The organism is Kineococcus glutinatus (assembly GCF_039542765.1).
Lineage (GTDB): Bacteria > Actinomycetota > Actinomycetes > Actinomycetales > Kineococcaceae > Kineococcus_A > Kineococcus_A glutinatus.
Genome location: NZ_BAABIL010000061.1, coordinates 1 through 16,694, shown reverse-complemented (window position 1 = coordinate 16,694; position 16,694 = coordinate 1). Strand labels below are relative to the sequence as shown.

The 16,694-nt window shown below is 73.2% G+C and carries 17 protein-coding genes; 5 read left to right on the top strand and 12 right to left on the bottom strand.

Translation table 11 applies throughout. The features are described 5' to 3' along the window. From ABEB16_RS03250 to ABEB16_RS03215, 8 genes are all read right to left on the bottom strand, one after another. Positions 1 to 252 (bottom strand): hypothetical protein (locus ABEB16_RS03250; RefSeq protein WP_345710839.1); only part of this gene is annotated, 252 nt, incomplete at its 3' end. Next, on the bottom strand, positions 236 to 1,264 hold the full coding sequence (gene fliG / locus ABEB16_RS03245) for a flagellar motor switch protein FliG (RefSeq protein WP_345710838.1): 1,029 nt from the start codon (positions 1,262 to 1,264) through the stop codon (positions 236 to 238). The genes fliG and ABEB16_RS03250, both read right to left, overlap by 17 nt. Positions 1,265 to 1,267: 3 nt before the next feature. Then, complete coding sequence (gene fliF, locus ABEB16_RS03240; protein ID WP_345710837.1) at positions 1,268 to 2,884, bottom strand: flagellar basal-body MS-ring/collar protein FliF; 1,617 nt, start codon at positions 2,882 to 2,884, stop codon at positions 1,268 to 1,270. Then, positions 2,884 to 3,186, bottom strand: coding sequence for a flagellar hook-basal body complex protein FliE (gene fliE, locus ABEB16_RS03235; RefSeq protein ID WP_486335972.1), 303 nt, complete (start codon positions 3,184 to 3,186; stop codon positions 2,884 to 2,886). Before fliE ends, fliF begins: the two co-directional genes overlap by 1 nt. A gap of 125 nt (positions 3,187 to 3,311) precedes the next feature. Next, on the bottom strand, positions 3,312 to 3,707 hold the full coding sequence (locus ABEB16_RS03230; RefSeq protein WP_345710835.1) for a flagellar basal body rod protein FlgC: 396 nt from the start codon (positions 3,705 to 3,707) through the stop codon (positions 3,312 to 3,314). A 61-nt stretch (positions 3,708 to 3,768) separates the two neighbouring features. Then, positions 3,769 to 4,119, bottom strand: a complete 351-nt coding sequence (gene flgB / locus ABEB16_RS03225; protein WP_345710834.1) for a flagellar basal body rod protein FlgB — start codon at positions 4,117 to 4,119, stop codon at positions 3,769 to 3,771. Positions 4,120 to 4,565: 446 nt separating this feature from the next. Beyond that, complete coding sequence (locus ABEB16_RS03220) at positions 4,566 to 5,099, bottom strand: hypothetical protein (RefSeq protein WP_345710833.1); 534 nt, start codon at positions 5,097 to 5,099, stop codon at positions 4,566 to 4,568. Between the two features lie 159 nt (positions 5,100 to 5,258). Then, positions 5,259 to 6,326, bottom strand: a complete 1,068-nt coding sequence (locus ABEB16_RS03215) for a tetratricopeptide repeat-containing glycosyltransferase family 2 protein (protein ID WP_345710832.1) — start codon at positions 6,324 to 6,326, stop codon at positions 5,259 to 5,261. An 82-nt stretch (positions 6,327 to 6,408) separates the two neighbouring features. On the opposite strand from ABEB16_RS03215, the gene ABEB16_RS03210 reads away from it, so the two are divergent. Together ABEB16_RS03210 and ABEB16_RS03205 are read left to right on the top strand one after the other, a co-directional pair. Beyond that, entirely contained in the window at positions 6,409 to 6,942 is a 534-nt protein-coding gene (locus ABEB16_RS03210; RefSeq protein WP_345710831.1) for a hypothetical protein, read from the top strand. Position 6,943: 1 nt separating this feature from the next. Then, a complete protein-coding gene (locus ABEB16_RS03205; RefSeq protein ID WP_345710830.1) occupies positions 6,944 to 8,377 on the top strand; it encodes a hypothetical protein in 1,434 nt (477 codons plus the stop codon). 33 nt (positions 8,378 to 8,410) lie between these two features. On the opposite strand, the gene ABEB16_RS03200 is transcribed toward ABEB16_RS03205, so the two are convergent. Beyond that, the gene (locus ABEB16_RS03200; RefSeq protein ID WP_345710829.1) at positions 8,411 to 9,856 is read right to left on the bottom strand and encodes a methyltransferase domain-containing protein; all 1,446 of its coding nucleotides are present in this window, start codon (positions 9,854 to 9,856) and stop codon (positions 8,411 to 8,413) included. 159 nt (positions 9,857 to 10,015) lie between these two features. Here ABEB16_RS03200 and ABEB16_RS03195 point away from each other — a divergent pair, with 159 nt between their 5' ends. Continuing rightward, entirely contained in the window at positions 10,016 to 10,585 is a 570-nt protein-coding gene (locus tag ABEB16_RS03195) for an acyltransferase (RefSeq protein WP_345710828.1), read from the top strand. A 13-nt stretch (positions 10,586 to 10,598) separates the two neighbouring features. On the opposite strand, the gene ABEB16_RS03190 is transcribed toward ABEB16_RS03195, so the two are convergent. Together ABEB16_RS03190 and ABEB16_RS03185 are read right to left on the bottom strand one after the other, a co-directional pair. Continuing rightward, complete coding sequence (locus ABEB16_RS03190; RefSeq protein ID WP_345710827.1) at positions 10,599 to 13,016, bottom strand: glycosyltransferase; 2,418 nt, start codon at positions 13,014 to 13,016, stop codon at positions 10,599 to 10,601. A gap of 100 nt (positions 13,017 to 13,116) precedes the next feature. After that, on the bottom strand, positions 13,117 to 14,238 hold the full coding sequence (locus ABEB16_RS03185; protein WP_345710826.1) for a DegT/DnrJ/EryC1/StrS family aminotransferase: 1,122 nt from the start codon (positions 14,236 to 14,238) through the stop codon (positions 13,117 to 13,119). Positions 14,239 to 14,488: 250 nt separating this feature from the next. Between ABEB16_RS03185 and ABEB16_RS03180 the strand changes: the two genes are divergently transcribed. Continuing rightward, on the top strand, positions 14,489 to 14,725 hold the full coding sequence (locus ABEB16_RS03180) for an acyl carrier protein (RefSeq protein WP_345710825.1): 237 nt from the start codon (positions 14,489 to 14,491) through the stop codon (positions 14,723 to 14,725). A gap of 85 nt (positions 14,726 to 14,810) precedes the next feature. Then, a complete protein-coding gene (locus ABEB16_RS03175) occupies positions 14,811 to 15,560 on the top strand; it encodes a TylF/MycF/NovP-related O-methyltransferase (protein ID WP_345710824.1) in 750 nt (249 codons plus the stop codon). 5 nt (positions 15,561 to 15,565) lie between these two features. Here the strand turns inward: ABEB16_RS03175 and ABEB16_RS03170 are convergent, their stop codons facing one another. Further along, positions 15,566 to 16,528 (bottom strand): class I SAM-dependent methyltransferase, encoded by a 963-nt coding sequence (locus tag ABEB16_RS03170; RefSeq protein WP_345710823.1) that lies wholly within the window; start codon positions 16,526 to 16,528, stop codon positions 15,566 to 15,568. Positions 16,529 to 16,694: the final 166 nt, after the last annotated feature.

Sequence of the window (16,694 nt, the reverse complement as noted above, 5' to 3'; positions counted from 1 at the left end):
CCCGTGCGCCCAGCCCTCGGCGTAGCCGGCCGCCTTGGCGGCCTCCCGCACCCGGGTCAGCGCGGCCTCGTCGGCCTGGGTGCGGGGCAGCTGCAGGCCGCTGAACTCCTGCGGCTCGCCGCTGCCGCCGCGGCTGGCGACGAACGCGCGCGGGGCGGGCGCCGGGGTGGTGTCGGCCGGGACGAAGCCCCGCTGCCGCGGCGCGGCCTGCGGGAAGGAGTCCCGCGAGGTGCGCTCAGGAGACGAAGTCATCGTCGCCACCGCGGGTCAGGACGATCTGGCCGGACTCCTCCAGGCCGCGGATGACCTGGACGATCTTGGACTGCGCCTCCTCGACCGCCGACATCCGGACGGGGCCGAGCATGTCGATCTCGTCGAGGAGGTTCTCGCGGGCGCGCTCGGAGACGTTGCGCAGGATCTTGTCGCGCACGGACTCCTTGACACCCTTGAGCGCGGTGGCCAGGTCGGTCGTCTCCACACCGCGCAGCACGAGCTGGATGGCGCGGTCGTCGAGGCTGGTGATGTCCTCGAAGACGAACATGAGGCCGCGGATCTCCTCGGCCAGGGACGGGTTGACCTTCTCCAGGCCCTCGAGGATGCTGCGCTCGGTCCCGCGGTCGGCGCGGTTGATGATCTCCACGAGCGGCTGGACGCCACCGACGGCGGTGTTGTCCTTGGCCTGCAGGACGGTGGAGGTGCGCCGCTGCACGACGTCCTCGACCATCCGCACGTACTCGGAGCTGGTGGACTCCATGGTGGCGATGCGGTAGGCGATGTCCGCCTGGACCTCCGCGTCGAGCCCGGACAGGATCATCGAGGCCTGGTCGGGGCGCAGGTGCGCCACGACGAGGGCGATGACCTGGGGGTGCTCGCCCGACAGGAACGTCAGGATCTGCTGCGGGTCGGCCTGGTGCAGGAACTGGAACGGGGCCACGTAGGTGGACTCCGCGACGCGCCCGAGGACCGCGGCCGCGCCGTCGGCGCCGAGCGCGCCCTCCAGCAGGGCCTGGGCGAAGTCCAGGCCGCCGGCCCCGCCGCGCAGCGGGGTGACGAGCATGTCGTGGAACTCCGCGAGCACCTTGCCGGCGACGTCCGGGGAGACCGAGCGCAGCCGCAGCAGTTCGGCGGTGAGCTCCTCGATCTCCGCGGGCCGCATGTGCGAGAGGACCTTCGCGGCGTTCTCCTGGCCGACCTGCACGAGCAGGATGGCGGCCTTCTGCGTCCCGCTGAGGGGCGCGACCTCGAGTTCGGTGGACGTCGTCACGGCTCAGGACCTCCTGTCGGCGAGCCAGCCGCGCAGGAGCTCTGCGACTTCCTGCGGCTGGCGGGAGACGAGTTCGACGACCTCGTCGCGCCGGGCGGCGGCGGCTTCGAGGGCGGGGTCGACCGGTGCGCCGACCAGGGCGAGCGGCTTGTGGGCCTCGACGGCCGCGGCCGCCTCGTCCACCGGCGCGGTCTCGGCGGTGATGTCGCCGACGTTGATGGGCAGGTCGTTGACGTCGAGGACGTCCACGGTCTTGACCTTGCGGCGGCGGAAGGAGAGCAGGACCACCGCCAGCATGACCAGGACGATGAGCGCGAGCGCGGCCGTCTTGGCGTAGCCCACCAGCGTCTCGCGCTGCTCGGTGGCCTCGGCCTCCGCGAGGGCGGCCTCGGTCGCCGTGGCGGCGGAGGAGTCGAACGGGGTCTTGATGACGGAGACGGCGTCCCCGCGGGCGGCCTGGATGCCGACGGCGGCGTTGACCATCTGGGTCACCTGGTTGACGTCGGCGGCGCCGGCCTTGGTGGAGTTCAGCACGACCGCGACGGACATGCGCTCGACCTTGCCGGGGGCCTGCCGGGTCACCGTGTCGGTCTGGTTGATCGGGTTGTCGACCGTGGCCGACTTCTTGGTGTACCCGCTGGTGCTGCCGTCCTCGGCGGGGGTCTGGATGTTGTCCGGGCCCAGGACGCCGCTGGCCGCGGTGCCCGCGCCGCCGGTGTACGTCTCCTCGGAGGTCGTCGACGCCTGCGCCGGCAGCTCGTTGGGGTAGGTGTACACGCGGTCCGTCTGGGTCTTCTCGTCGAAGTTCAGCGTCGCGTTGACCGTCGCCTTGACGTTGCCCTTGCCGTAGATGCCCTCGAGCATCGTCTGCAGCTCGGTGCTGGCCAGGGTGTTGTAGTCGCGCGCCTCGTCCTGCTGGGCGCCGGTGTTGGCCCCGTCGACGGAGAGGGTGTTGCCCTCGTCGTCGACGACGGAGACGTTCTTCTTGTCCATGCCCTCCACCCCGCCGGCGACGAGGTTGACGATCGAGGACACCTGGTCGTCGGAGAGCGTCTCACCGGGGTCCAGGCCGACGAGCACCGACGCCGTGGTCGGCTCCTGCTCGTCGATGAAGACGTCCTCCTCGGGGATGGCGAGGTTGACGATGGCGTTGTCGACGCCGTCGATGGACTCGATGGTGTTCGCCAGCTCCGCCGCGAGCGCCTGCTGGTACTTCTTCTGCTCCATGAACTCCGACGTCGTGACGCTGGACTCCTCGAGCATGGTGGGGCCGGAGGTGGACTCCGCCGGCAGGCCCTCCTTGGCCATGGCCAGGCGGGTCTCGTAGACGTCCGCCTGCGGCACGGAGATCGAGGTGCCGCCGTCGGCGAGCTCGTAGGGCGTGCCGCTGGCCTTCAGCTGCTCCACGATCGCCGAGGCGTCGGCGGTGGAGAGGTTGGAGAACATCGGCGCGTACGACGGGGTCGCCGCCCAGCGGCTGAACACGACGCCGCCGCCGATGAGGGCGACGACGACCGCGATGACGACCGCCTTCTGGCCGGCCGTGAACTCCGCGAAACCGGAGATGAAGCGCTTGGCACCCTCGACGACGTTCGCCGGGCCCCTCGTGGACGTCGCCATCAGACCTGCATCCTCATGACCTCGTTGAAGGCCTCGACGGCCTTGTTGCGGACAGCGACGGTGAGCTGGGTGGCCAGCTGGGCCTCGTTACTTGCGATCATGTAGTCGTGGACGTTCTCCAGGTTCCCGGTGGCCGCCTTGACGGCGAGGCCGTCGGAGGTGGACTGCAGGGCCTGCAGCTTGTCCAGGCCGCCGGCCAGCAGCGAGGCGAAGCCGGAGCCGGAGGTCTCGCCCACCGCCGGGGTGCCGGTGGCGCCGACCAGGGCGCCGGCGGCCGTCACCGCGGCCGGGGCCGTCGGCATGGCGCTGACCGTGTCGCTGATGCCGCGGGTCATCTGGGCGTTGTCCGTGTTGTCCAGGGCCTGGCCCCAGCCGGTGGCGATGGTGCCGCTGCTGCCGCCGAGCGCGGCGATGCTCTCGATGCTCATCAGTTCTTCCCGAGCTGGATCGCGGCCTGGTAGGCCTCCTTGGCGCTGCTGACCACCGACAGGTTCGACTGGTACGCGCGCTGCGCCATCATCAGGTTCGTCATCTGGGTGGACATGTCGATGTCCGGGTACTTGACGTTGCCGTCCGCGTCGGCCAGCGGGTGGCTCGGGTCGTAGACCGTGCGCCCCTCGGTGCCGCCGTACACGATGCCGGCGACCTGGGTGCCCTTGCCGTCGGCGGCCTCGCTCGCCACGACGAAGCGCTCGCGGAAGGCGGGGTCGGCGGTCCGGCTGGCGGTGTTGATGTTCGCGAGGTTGTCGCTCACCGCGTCCATCCACTTGCGGTTCACCGTCACTCCCGTGCCGGCGATGCCGATGGCTTCGAAGATGCTCACTGTTCTGGCTCCGTGCTCGTGGTTTCCGCGGCTGACGAGGGGTGGGGTCGCTGGGGCGACGTCAGGAGGTCTGCATGGCCGTGCGCAGCGTGGAGTACTTCGAGTTGAGCGCGTTGAGCGCCGTCTGGTAGCTGAGGCCCGTGGAGATGTTGGAGAGCATCTCCTCGTCGAGGTTGACGTTGTTGCCGTTCTCGCGGGTCGGCTCCAGGGACTTCTGGGTCGCGATGCCGGAGGTGGCGACGGTGCGGGCGCTGCCGGACTGCACGGCCTGGGCGAGGGAGTCCTCGAAGGACACCTTGTTCGCCAGGTAGTGGGGGGTGTTGATGTTGGCGATGTTGTCCGCGATGGCGCGCTGGCGCGCCTGGAGCCCGTCGAGCGCGGTGTGCAGCGCGACGCTGGTGATCTCGGGCACGTGGGCCACCCTCCGACGGGCCCCGGCGCTCGGCGCCCGGGGCGGGATGTTCTGGTCGTCGGCCGGTCCGTGGCCTGTGGTGCCGGCGCGTCCTGCGCCTCCCCACACCATTCGGCGTAACGGGCGCCGGGCTTGAGGCCGGCGCCCGTGTTGAGCCCCCGTCGCCCGCCTGGCGGGTGGACGTCACCCGGACGGAGCAGCGCGGGGCCCGGTGGGGTGGACGACGGGCTTTGCGAGGGGGCGAGCGAGCCCGGCGGGCACCACTGCTGGAGCGCCCGGACGGGTGGTCCGGCCGGTGCTCCGACCGGTGGCCCTGCTGGTGGGCGGGCCCCACGACGAAGCACCCCCTGCCCGCGGTGCGCGGTGGGCAGGGGGTGCTGGTGGGGCTTTCGGGACCGCCGGAGCGGTGACGGGTGGGGCGATCGCGACCGGTGGGGCGCAGCTGATCAGACGGCCTCGAACACCCCGCGCTGACGCGGCACGCGGGCGGTCGTGGCCACGGGCTGCTGGATGGTCAGGACGCCGCTGGGCACCTCACCGCCGGCGTCCTGGCACCCGGCCCCCTCCAGGCCGCGGTGCAGCAGGCGGGCGGAGCGGTGCGTCCCGCGCACGACGTCGTCGACGAGCACCGAGAGCGCCGGCAGCTCCGCGGCGCCGGCGAGCACCGCCCGCAGCTGCTCCGTCGAGCCGGTCAGCTTCTCCCCCGGCAGCACGCACAGCGCCCAGTCCGCGCGCACGTGGGCCAGCGCGGCCGCCTTGGCGCGGGCGCGGTCCTCGGCCCAGAAGCCGCTGACCACGGTCACCGCGGGGTGCAGGGTCGCCTCGAAGGCCGCGGAGCCGGGGGCCACGTGGTCGGCGGTGTCGTAGACGACGACCTCGTCGGCCAGGGCCGCGAGCCGGCGGATGTCGGCGTCGAGCGCGGGTGGGGTCTCGCCCTGCAGCACGAGGCAGGCGGCGATGCTGGGGGCGGTGCGCGGCACGGTGGCCTCCTGGGTCCTCGGGAGCGGGCGGGTCACCTGCAGCATCGGTGGCGCCCCCCGCGGGGTTACGCGTGCGCGCCGGTCGTCACGCGTTCTTCGCGCGGTGTTGACACGACGGGAGCACAGCAGTGGTCTCGTGACCCATCGGCAACACCGGTGTCACCCTGGAGGGGTCGGAGCCCGCGGAGCGGCGGCGAGGACCTCCCGGCACAGCACCCGCAGCTCCTCCACCAGCCGCAGGTCCTGGCGGCGGCCGGCGGTGTCGACGAGGCGGGTGATGCCCGCCAGCAGGTCCAGGGCCTCGGCCACCCGCCCCAGCTGGGCCAGGGCCTGGGCCCGCAGCCAGTCGCAGTGCTCGGCGCCGGCACCGGAGCCGCGCAGCTGCTCGGCGAGGACGAGGGCGACGTCCGGCTGCCCGGCCCCGAGCAGCAGCCGGGCGAGGTAGTCGGTGGCCTGCTGCCACAGCAGACCGGCGCCGGTGGCGTCGCGGACAGCCTCGAAGGCGTCCACGGCGCGCTGCAGCTGGCCCGCCCCCATGCTGGCGCGCCCCAGGTCCAGGGCCAGCGCCGCCAGCTCGCGGGGGTCGGGGTCGGCGGACGCCAGCAGCTCGTCCAGGGCCCGCTGCGCGAGCGCGGCGTTGCGACGGCCCTTGCGCTGCAACGCCTCTGCCGTGGCGTAGCCGCTGTGCTGCAGGGTGAGCAGCTCCTCCGGCAGCGCCCCCTCCGCCGGTGCGCCGGGGACGACGCCCTCGTGAACGACGCCCTCGTGAACGACGCGCTCGTGGACGCGGCCGCGCCAGCGGGCCCCCTCGCGCCGGAACAGCCGGACGGCGGTGAACGCGTAGCCGCCGGCCGGGGCCGGGCCCTCGTTGACGATCGTCACCAGCAGCCGGCGCTCGGGGCAGGTGGCCAGCCGTGCGCGCAGGGCGGGGCCGTCGGCCGTGGCGACCTCGTCGGCGTCCAGGCTCAGCACCCACTCGCCGTGCGCGGCCCGGAGGGCGGTGTTGCGCGCCGCGGCGAAGTCGTCCGCCCAGGTGCCCTCGACGAGCACCACGTCCCGGCGGCGCAGCGCGTCCAGCGTGCCGTCGGTGGAGCCGGTGTCGTGGACGACGACCTCGTCGGCGAGGCCGGTGAGGGCGTCGAGGCAGGCGCCGATCCGGGCGGCCTCGTCGCGGACGACGAGGCAGGCGCTGAGCAGCAGCTCGGACGCGGGTGGCTGCGGGGCCATGCGGCCATCGTGGCGCAGGCCGGTCCGCCGCGCCGGGTGCGCCCGACCTGCTCGCTCACGCGGCGTCGCCCTATGGTGAACCGTGCGCTTCTACGCGGTGTGCCCCGCCGGGGCCGACCACGCCGGCGCCCTGCAGGTGCACCGCGTGGTGCGGCTGGCGAACGAGCTGGCGTACGAGGCGAGCGTCGTGCACGCCGGGGCACCGGGTCGGCAGGCCGAGCGCTGCACCGCCGCGGCGCCGTGCCCGGTGGCGCCCGGCATCGCCGACGGCGCCGACTGCGTCGTGCTGCTGCGCAACGAGGACGTGCTCAGCGCTTTCGACGTGGCGCTGGCGCGCGTCGTCGTCTGGTGGGTGGAGGTCCCCCGCTTCCTGCAGGACCTGCGGGCGCTGCAGCAGCGCACGGGCGCGGGGGCGGAGCTGGACGCCGAGGTGCACTCCCGGCGCTTCGTGCACCTGGCCGGCGACGACGCGTCGCGCCGGCACCTGGCCGGGCGCGGCTGTCTCTCGGGTGACCTGCTGGTCGCGGCGGAGGACGACACCGCGCACCGGCAGGTGTTCGAGGTGCTCGCGGCCTGCGAGGGCGAGCACCTGCGCGCCTCCGAGTGGGGGCGGTGACGTGGACGGGGCACCCGCCGCCGCGCGGGCCACGATCTCCCTGGTGCAGCCGCGCGGCTACGTGCACACCCTGGCCCTGCTGGACCCGGCGCTGCACCTGCAGCACGAGCTGCGCCGGCGGGGCGTGGCCACGCGGGTCGTGAAGAACCGGCTCACCGCCGGCGAGGTGAACTTCGTCCTCGGCGCCCACCTGGGGTTCGACCCCCGCTGGTGCGAGGAGTTCGACGTCGTGCTGGTGAACCTCGAGCAGCTGGGCGAGGGCGGGGCACCCGTGAGCCCGCACTACCTGCGGCTGCTGCGGGAGAACCGGGTCGTGGACTACGACCCCGCCCACCGCGAGCACCTCGGGCCGCGCGGCGCGGACGTGCCGCTGCTGCGCTTCGGGTACGCACCGCACCTGGCGACCGCCGACCCGGTCCCGCTCGACCGGCGCCCGCTCGACCTGCTGTTCTTCGGCAGCGTCGGCGAGCGGCGCACGGCGGTGCTGGAGCGGTTGCGGCAGGCCGGTGCCCGCATCACGGTCGCACCGCCGGCGGTGTACGGGACCGACCGCGACGAGCTCGTGCGCAGCGCCCGCGCCGTGGTGAACGTGAGCTTCTACCCGACCGCCCGCTTCGAGCAGGTCCGCGCCTCCGTGGTGCTCTCCTGCGGCACCCCGCTGGCCAGCGAGCGGCGGGACCTGCGCGGCGAGGACGTCGGCCCGTACGCCGACGTCGTCCACTGGTTCGACCCGCAGGCCCCGGAGGAGTTCGTCCGGTACCTGCGCTCGGCCGCCTTCGTGGCCGACTCCCGGCGCATGCTGGCGCGGTTCGCCGCCACTCCCCCGTCCCCGGTGTTCGACGTGCTCGCGGGGTGGTGCGCGCCCACCGGCGCCCCGGCCGAGGAGCCCGTCCCCCTTCGCACCGCCGTGCGCCGCCACGACGCCGGTGCGCTCGTCCGGGTCTGCCGGCAGCGGCGGGGGGCCTACCGGCCCGGGTGGGTCAACGTCAGCCCCGATCCCGCGGCCCACCCCGACTGGCTCGTGGCCGACGTCGCGCCCGCGCTGCCGCAGGTGGTGGACACCGCGCGCTGGGGCCGGTGCACCGTCGAACCGGGGTCGGCCGACATCGTCTCCCTGGGCGCGGTGGACCCCGGCTCCCCTTCGCTGCCCCGGCTGCTCGGCTGGGCGGTGGACCTGCTGGTCGAGGGCGGCGTCGTGGAGCTGACCTGGCCCGACGCCGTGCCGGTGGAGGTGCTGGACCGGCACCTGCGCGACCTGTGGTTGCGGGAGGACTCCCGGCACCTGCTGAACCTGGTGCACGGCGCGGTGCTGCCCGGCGCGGAGCAGGACGGCGCGCCCCCGGCGCGCCTGGTGCTGCGCAAGGAGGCCAGCAGCCCGGCGCACCGCAGCCTCGGCACCGCCGCCGGCGAGACCTTCGGCTCCTACGCCCGCTGAGCGGGACCGGCGGGCGGTGGCCGCGGGGGTTCCTCAGCGCTTGACGGCGACCACGCGCAGCAGCTCCAGCGGCGGCTGCCGGCGGGCGCGGCGCCAGGCGGTGGACTTCTGCGCCCACACCTGCACCGGGTCGTAGACGCGCGTCGTGGTCTGCAGTGCGGTGACGACGTCGAAGCCGTGCCGGTCCAACAGCAGGCGCAGGCCGCGCTCGCTGTACACGTGGACGTCGTCGCCGTCCGATCCGGCCGATCCGCCCCCGGCCTCCCCGGCGGTCCAGGACTCCGCGTTGGGAACCTCCAGGACCAGGTGCCCGCCGCGCTTGAGGAGCGCCGCCACGTCGGCGAGCCACGCCGCCGGTTCGGGGGCGCGCTGCAACTGGTGCCACGCCGCCACGGCGTCCATCGTGCCGTCGTGCAGGTGCTGGCGCAGGTCGGTGAGCGTGCCCTGCAGGACGGGCAGGTCGAGCTCCTCGCAGGCGGCCGCCGCCGCGGGGCTGGCCTCCACCGCGACGACGGTGTAGCCGGCGTCCTGCGCGCTCTTCGCGAACTCGCCGGTGCCGGCACCGGCATCCAGCAGCGCGCCCTCGGGGCGGTGCAGCTGGAGCCAGCCGACCCGGTGGGCGGCCTCGCGGTACCACTGCGGCCGGCCGGTGAGCCTGCGGACGGTCTCCTGCCTGTCCTGCAGCTCCGTGCGCTGCGGCGGCTCCGCCGGCTGCGGCAGGGTGGTGAGCGTCGCGCAGGAGGGGCAGCGCACGCGCTGCGGCTGCGCGCCACCAGGGGTGGTCAGCTCTCCCCGGCACGCCGGGCACCGCTCGGCGCCGGCCGCGTGGCGCGGCGGCGTGCCCTGCCCGCCGGCGGACCACTTGGCCCGGAACGCCGCGTCCGCCCGGCCGTAGGCCTCGACGTCGCCGAAGCCGCCCTTGGTGTGGTGGAACACGTCGATCTCCGCGACGCGGACCCGCTTGCCCGCCGCCCGTGCGCCGAAGCAGAGGTCGGCGTCGTAGCCGTGGAAACCGTGGAAGGTGTGCTCGTCGAAGCGCAGGTTGCGCACCGCCCAGGGCGACAGGACGAGCAGCAGGCCGTCGACGGAGTCCACGTCGTGCTCCCCGCCGCCGAAGTCGACGAGACCGCGCGTCTCCGCGCAGCGGCCGGCGCCCTCCCCCTCCCACCAGGCGAGGGAGGTGACACCGCGGGCCCCGACCACGCCCACGACGGCGACCTCGGGGTCGGACAGCGCCTTGCGCACCTTCTCGCCGAAGTGCGGGTCCCGGATCTCCACGTCGTCGTGCAGCAGGACCAGGGCCTCGAGGTCGTCGGCGTCGCGGAAGGCGTCGAGGATCTCGTTGTAGGCGGGGAAGATGGAGGGGTTGTCCCGCGACTCAGCGATGGGCGAGCCGGGCTCGCCGTGGGCGGCGATGCCGGGCGCGGCGAACCTCGCGTACTTCTCCTCGTCGCCGATGCAGATGCCGAACGCGATCACCGGGCCGTCCTCCCTTCGGTCGAACCGCACGTGGAACCGCCGCCCTGTCGGCGGGAACTCACGCACCGCAACGTCTGGTCACGCTAGCGCAGGGTGACCGACCTGACCTGCCGCGCGGACGACGGTCCGGCGACCACCGCCCCGTGACATGCTGGCCGCGTGTTCCTCCCCCGCGACGAGGTCCTGGCGCTCGGGCTGGCCGAGGTCGGTCGGGACGTCCTCATCGACTCCGCTGCGGTGATCATGGGGGCCGGGGCGATCCGGATCGGTGACCACACCCGCATCGACGCCCACAGCATCCTCTCCGCGGGGAGCGGCGGCATCGACCTCGGCCGCCACGTCCACGTCGCGGCCGCGGCCCACCTGTGGGGCGCCGCTGGCATCCGCATGGGAAACTTTGCGGCCGTCTCGGCGCGCGCGTCGGTCTACTCCGCGACCGACGACTACGCCGAGGGATACTTGAGCAACCCCACGGTGCCCGACACCCTGCGCAAGGTGACGAGCGCCCCCGTCGAGATCGCCGACATGGCGGTCGTCGGATGCGGCAGCGTCGTCATGCCGGGCGTGCGGCTGGGGACCGGCTCGGCGGTGGGTGCGCTGAGCCTCGTCGCCCGTTCCGTGCCCGACTACGCGTTCGTCGCGGGCAACCCGCTGCGCGGAGTCGGCCAGCGCTCACGGGAGCGCCTGGCCGACCTCGTCCGCCGGCACGACGTGAGCGGCTGCTGCTGACACCCGGTACGCCTCACGTGGCGACCGCCTCGAAGACGAGCAGGGAGTCCTCGCGGGTTTCCAGGTCCTGCAGCTGCGGGTGGTCGGACCGGCCCCGCCCGCATTCGCGCACGGTCGTGAAGCCGGACTGCTGCAGCCGCAGGCGCAGCTCGTCGGCGTCGTAGACGTAGGTGTGCCCCCACTCCCTCATGGCGACGTTGAGCATCCGGCAGGGCGTGTCGATCCAGTCGAAGCCGGGATCGCGGAGCCAGGCCTGGTCGCGCCAGCGGTCGAGGTACCGCTCGGCGACGTACTTCAGGTCCGGCATGGCGATGCGGACCACGCCGCCGGGACGCAGCACGCGCCGGCACTCGCGCATCAGGCGGATGCCCGCCTCCAGCGAGAGGTGCTCGAAGACGTGCTCGCTGTGGATGAAGTCGACGCTGCCGTCCTGCGCGGGGATCCCGAGGGACAGGTCGTGCACGAGGTCGGGCTGGTACTGGGGATCGATGTCGATGTTGATCCACCCCGGCAGCTTGTTGGTGCCGCAGCCCAGGTGCAGGCGCACCTCGTCACGGCGGACCACCGGGGCGGGCGACAGCGGGCGCTTGTACGCCTCCAGGTAGTGGACGTACGTGACCTGGTCGAGAAAACCCGTCCGGACGCCGGCCGCCTGCATGCGGCGCCACAGGTTCCAGTCAGCCGGCTCGGGCAGCTTCCAGGCAGCACCGTTGTACGGGAAGAAGCGCAGCCCCAGGGAGTACAGCACGCTGCCGTGGCTGATGTGCCCCTCCTGCAACGGCTCCGACCCGACCTCCACCCACAGGCCCGGCTCCGCCTCCCAGGAGGCCCGGCTCCACACCATCTCGAGCCGGTGCCGCTGCGCGTGGCGCAGCAGGACCTCCACGTGGTCCGGGGTGAGCTCGTCGTCGTCGTCGCACGGCGCGATCCACGCCCCCCTGGCCAGGTGGAGCGCGACGTTCGCCGGGGTGCTGCCCGCCACGCGCCAGTGCGCCATGCGGTCCTGCGGGTAGATGCCCCGGTGACCGAGGTTCACGAAGCGCACCCGCGGATCTGCCACCGACAGCACCGCGCGCTCGGTCGCCTCGTCACAGGCGTCGCCCACGACCAGGACCTCGATGTTGCGGTAGGTCTGCTCCAGCGCGCTGGCGATGGCCCGCTCGGCCACCAGCGGGCCGCGGTTGAAGGTCGCGATCCGGATGGTCACCAGCGGGTCGGGCTCGTCCTCCGGCTCGATCCAGCACACGTCCCGGCCTGCACGCACGACGTCGAGCAGACGCCGTTCCTCGACCGCCTCGGCGTCTTCGCGCGCGTGCTCGTGCGTGGTCAGGTCGGCGGGATCGGTCACCGCCACCGGGGACGGGCCACGGCCGACGGCGGGCGGCGGGGTGGCGGGCCGCGGGGGGGCGGGCGGCGCCTGCCCTCCGGGTCGCACGGGTTCCGGCTCCCCCTTCCACACCTCGGCCACCCCGGCCCGCCAGCGGGAGGCTGCCGCCGCCGAGGAGCGCGCGGGGTGCAGGCCGCCGCCGGGTCCCGCCAGGAGGTCGGGCACGACGCGCGGCAGCCAGCGGCGGACGAACCTGCGGAGGTTCTCGTCCTCCTTGACGTGCCGCTCGGGCCCGCTCTGCGACTCGTGGTGGACGGCCACCGACGCCGGCTCGTACACCACGCCCCAGCCCCGCTCCGCCAGCGCCAGGCACAGGTCGACGTCCTCGTACCCGTTCCAGTAGTCCTCGTCGAAGCCGCCGACCTGCTCGAAGGCCGCCCGGCGGACCGCCACCAGGGCACCGGTGACGGCCGGGTAGGGGCGCCGCGTGAGGACGTCGGCCGAGTCCGGCGATCCGCCGTAGTGGAGGTGGATCGGGCCGAGGGGGCAGGAGGACAGCTCGGCCAGCAGGACGCCCGCGTGCTGGACCCGCCCGTCGGGGTACAGGAGCAGACTCCCCACGGCCCCCACCGAGGGGTCCTGGTCCAGGACCCCCAGCAGGGGCTCGAGCCAGCCCTTGGCGACCTCGACGTCGTTGTTCAGGAAGACGACCACCTCCCCGCGGGCGGCGGCGGCCCCCTGGTTGCACGCCACGGCGAACCCCAGGTTCGCGGAGTTGGTGATGACCGTGACGTCCCCCGCGAGCTGCCCCAGCACCGCCTGAGTCTCGTCCTGGGACGCGTTGTCGACGACCACCAGCTCGAACAGCTCGCGGGGGGTGTTGTCGGCCAGCGCCACCAGGCAGGGCAGGGTCATGTCCACCCGGTTGAACACGGGGACCACGATGCTGACCCGGGGGGTGCCCGAGGGAGGAGCCGGTCGCCAGACGCGTGGCTCCTCGGCGACCCGACCGGCGGGCCGGCGTGGCGGCACCGGGTGCAGCGGCTCCGTCGAGCCGGTCCGTGATCTGCCGGCCGGTGCTGCCGCGGAGGGCGAGTGAGGCATGCTCGATCCATCTGCCGTACGAGTGGGTCACGTGACTGCGCGCCTCAGACCTTACGCTGAGTTGATCGGTAATGCCTCTCTGGTGACGGGATCACGGTCCTCACGCCGCGCCGGGGCACACCCGCGCCGCCCCGGCGCGCTGCAGGGTGCGCAGGACGGTGTCACAGATCAGCGACAGGCCCGCTTCGTCCAGCCCGCTGAACGCGGGCACGCACAGCACGTGCTCGTAGACCTCGTCGGTGGCCGGCAGCGGTCTGGTCGACCACCTGCGGTAGGCCGGCATGTCGTGGAGCGGGCGGAAGTACCGCTTCGTCTGGACACCCACCGCGGTCAGCGCCGCCTCGACGGCGGCGCGGTCGGACCCGAGCCGCAGGGCGATGTCCTTGTGGGTGGACCGGTCCCGGGAGCGCACGCGCTGGAACCCCACGGCGGCGCCCAGCCGCTCCCGGTACGCGCGCAGCAGCGCGAGGCGGTCGGCGACGGCCACCTCGACCTCGGCGAGGGCGAGCAGGCCGAGGGCGGCGTGCAGCTCGGACATCTTGCCGTTGATCCCGACGTAGCGGGAGCTGTAGTCGCCCTGGAACCCGTAGGCGCGCAGGTAGCCGATCCGCTCGGCGACCACCGGGTCGGACGTGGTGACGAGCCCCCCCTCCGCGCTGGTGACGAGTTTCGTCCCGCTCAGGCTGAAGACCTCGACGTCACCGAGCGCACCCACGTGCACCCCGTCGCGCAGGCTGCCGTAGCCGTGCGCGGCGTCGTACGCCAGCCGGTGCCCGTGCCGGTCCGCCACCGCCCGCAGGCCGTCGTGGTCGCACGGGTTGCCGAAGACGTGCGTGGCCAGCACCACGCCGGGGCGCGGCTCGCGGTCGCAGGCCAGGGCGAGGTCCTCCGCGGACATGGTGAACGTGTCGGCGTCGACGTCCACGAACACCGGGGTCAGGCCGTTCCACAGCACGGCGTTGACGGTGCTGTTGAAGGTGAAGGACGGCAGGAAGCAGGGCGAGCCGGTGGGCAGCTGCAGGGAGCTCAGCGCGATCATGAGACCGATGTCGCCGGAGACGACCACGGCGGCGTGCCCCACCCCGAGGTAGTCGCGGGTCTGGTCCTCGAGCTGGCGCGCGAACGGCCCGAAGTTGGAGAGCATCCGGGAGTCCCAGATCCGCTCGAGCAGCGCGGCGTACTCCTCGAGCGGAGGAAGGGTGGGACGCGTGATGGGGATCACGTGGCGACCGCCTCGACGACGAGCAGGGAGTCCTCGGGGGTGCGGAGTCCCTGCAGCTGTGGATGGGTGGACCGACCGCGACCGGGTGGGCGATGGAGCTGCAGGCACGTCCCTCCCGGCGTGGAGCGCGATCGGCGATCTCGATGCCGCTAAATCCTACGCTGCGTAGACCGGTGAAGCCCGCTGGGTGACGGTCAGCCTGACGGGACGACACCATGCCACCCACCTGCGTCATGGCAGTATGCGATCCATGACGCTGCGTGATCGACTACGCGCCACCTTCGCTCGCGCCTTCGAGCTCGAGGACTCCGTCGGCACGGAGGACCTGCGCTACCAGTCGCTCCCCGGCTGGGACTCGATCGGCCACATGGTGCTGGTGGCCGCCATCGAGGAGGACTTCGGCGTCGAGCTCGGCATCGAGCAGACCATGGACCTCAAGAGCTTCGACGGCGCAGTCGAGCTGCTCGAGGAGCTGGGAGCCGCGTAGGCGCGGCGCGTGCACAGCTCACCCGACCACCGCGGAGAAATGATCGGCCGAAATGGCCTCCGCACCCGGTGCTAGGTTCGCCGGCATGGCTGACGAACACCGGTACCGCATCCACCGGCCCGCTTCGCAGGTCCAGGCAGAAGCGCGTGAATCCATCCTCCGGTACATGCAGGATTCCCCCGTCCCCCGGGACGAACTGCTGGACCAGCTCCCCCTCTTCTCGTCCCGCCACGCGCTGGGACGCGTCTTCATGATGCAGGCGCTGTACGAACGGATCCTGGACGTCCACGGGGCGGTCCTCGTCTTCGGCGTCCGGTGGGGCAGGGACATGGCCATCCTGCAGACCTTGCGCGCGATCCTGGAGCCGAACAACACGGCGCGCAGGATCATCGGTTTCGACACCTTCAGCGGCTTTCCCGCGGTGTCCGACCAGGACGGCGGCAACCAGGTCGGGGATTTCGGCGTCCCGCCGGGATATGCCCAGGTCCTCGAATCGATCCTCCACCAGCGGGACGTCGAGGACGGAAACCTCTACCCGCGTCGCGAGATCGTCGAGGGCGACGTCGTGGAATCGCTACCGCGCTGGCTCCGGGAGCACCCGGAAACCGTGATAGCCATGGCCTACTTCGACATGGACCTCTACGAACCCACCCGCGCGGCCCTGGACGCCATCCGCCCGCACGTGACGAGGGGGACGCTCGTGGGGTTCGACGAGGCGTCGCACCCGTTGTACCCGGGAGAGACCGTGGCGCTGCGCGAGGCCTGGGGGCTGCCCGACGTCCGCCTGCAGCGCACCCGTTTCGCCGGCACACCCTCCTTCTTCGTCGTCGAGTGACCCGTTCACAGCGGTGACGCCACCGGCACGCCGTCGGCAGCGGCCAGGGGCACCGTCGCCGGGTTGGCGGCCGGGGTCCCCACGAGGCTCCTGGTGTGGGGCGAGCGCAGCGGACGCCGGTCGGGGTCGGCCAGCGGGCTGCCCGGGGTCGCCGGGATGCCCAGACGCACCGCATGGCTGGCGGAGTGGGCGAACCAATAGGCGCGCTCCTGCCACGGGTACTCCACGACGGGCGCGAGCGGGCGGGAGACGAGGGCGAAACCCGCCTCGAGGAGCAGGTTGGCGAGGCTGCGCTCCGTCGGCCAGAAGGAGTGGGTGTTGTGCAGCGACGCCCACCCGCTCCGCCTGCGCTCGGCGGGATCGCTCGTGGTGTGCTCCAGGTAGGAGTGCCCCAGGACGGTGAGCCCGTCACGGGCCTCGTAGGCCTCCTCGGCGGCCGTGGACACGTGCAGGTCGAACAGGGCGATCCCGCGGCACCGCTCGTTCAGGGACACGAGGAAGGCGAGCTGGTCCGGCGCGTCGACGTGGTATAGGGTCCCGGCGCAGAGGACCACGTCGAAGGTACCGAGGTCGTGCTCGGCGAGCTTGAGCATGTCCCCCACCACGAAGGAGACGTTCGGCACGCCCAGCACCTCCGCGACGAAGCGTGCCTTCCTGATGTGCTGCTCGCGCACGTCCAGCCCGACCACCTCGCAGCCGGCGCGTGCCAGCTCGATGGACATGCCGCCCTCCAGGCAGCCGATGTCCAGCACGCGCAACCGGGACGCCGGCCGGCCCAGCGCCAGCACGGCGCACCGCAGGTAGGAACGCGTCATGTGCACGAACCAGTCGGTGCTGCCCGGCGCCTCGGACATCGTCTCCAGGCCGCCGCCGAGGTCGAACCGGTGCGCGGTCCACGGGCCGTCCTCCTCGACGATGCGCCGCAGCTCACCCCGGACGGACCGGTACCACTCCTCGGACCGGCTCATCCCGATCTCCCTCCACCACGGACGTCCTCGTCCTGCCCCGCCACCACGGCGAACACGTCCAACGTAGCCACTGCGGTCCCGCACGTCCTGCCACGCGAGGGGCCGTGTGGTTCAGGCTGGGGTGAGCAGGGCGGCGAAGGCGGGGGCGACCTGGCGCAGCTGACCC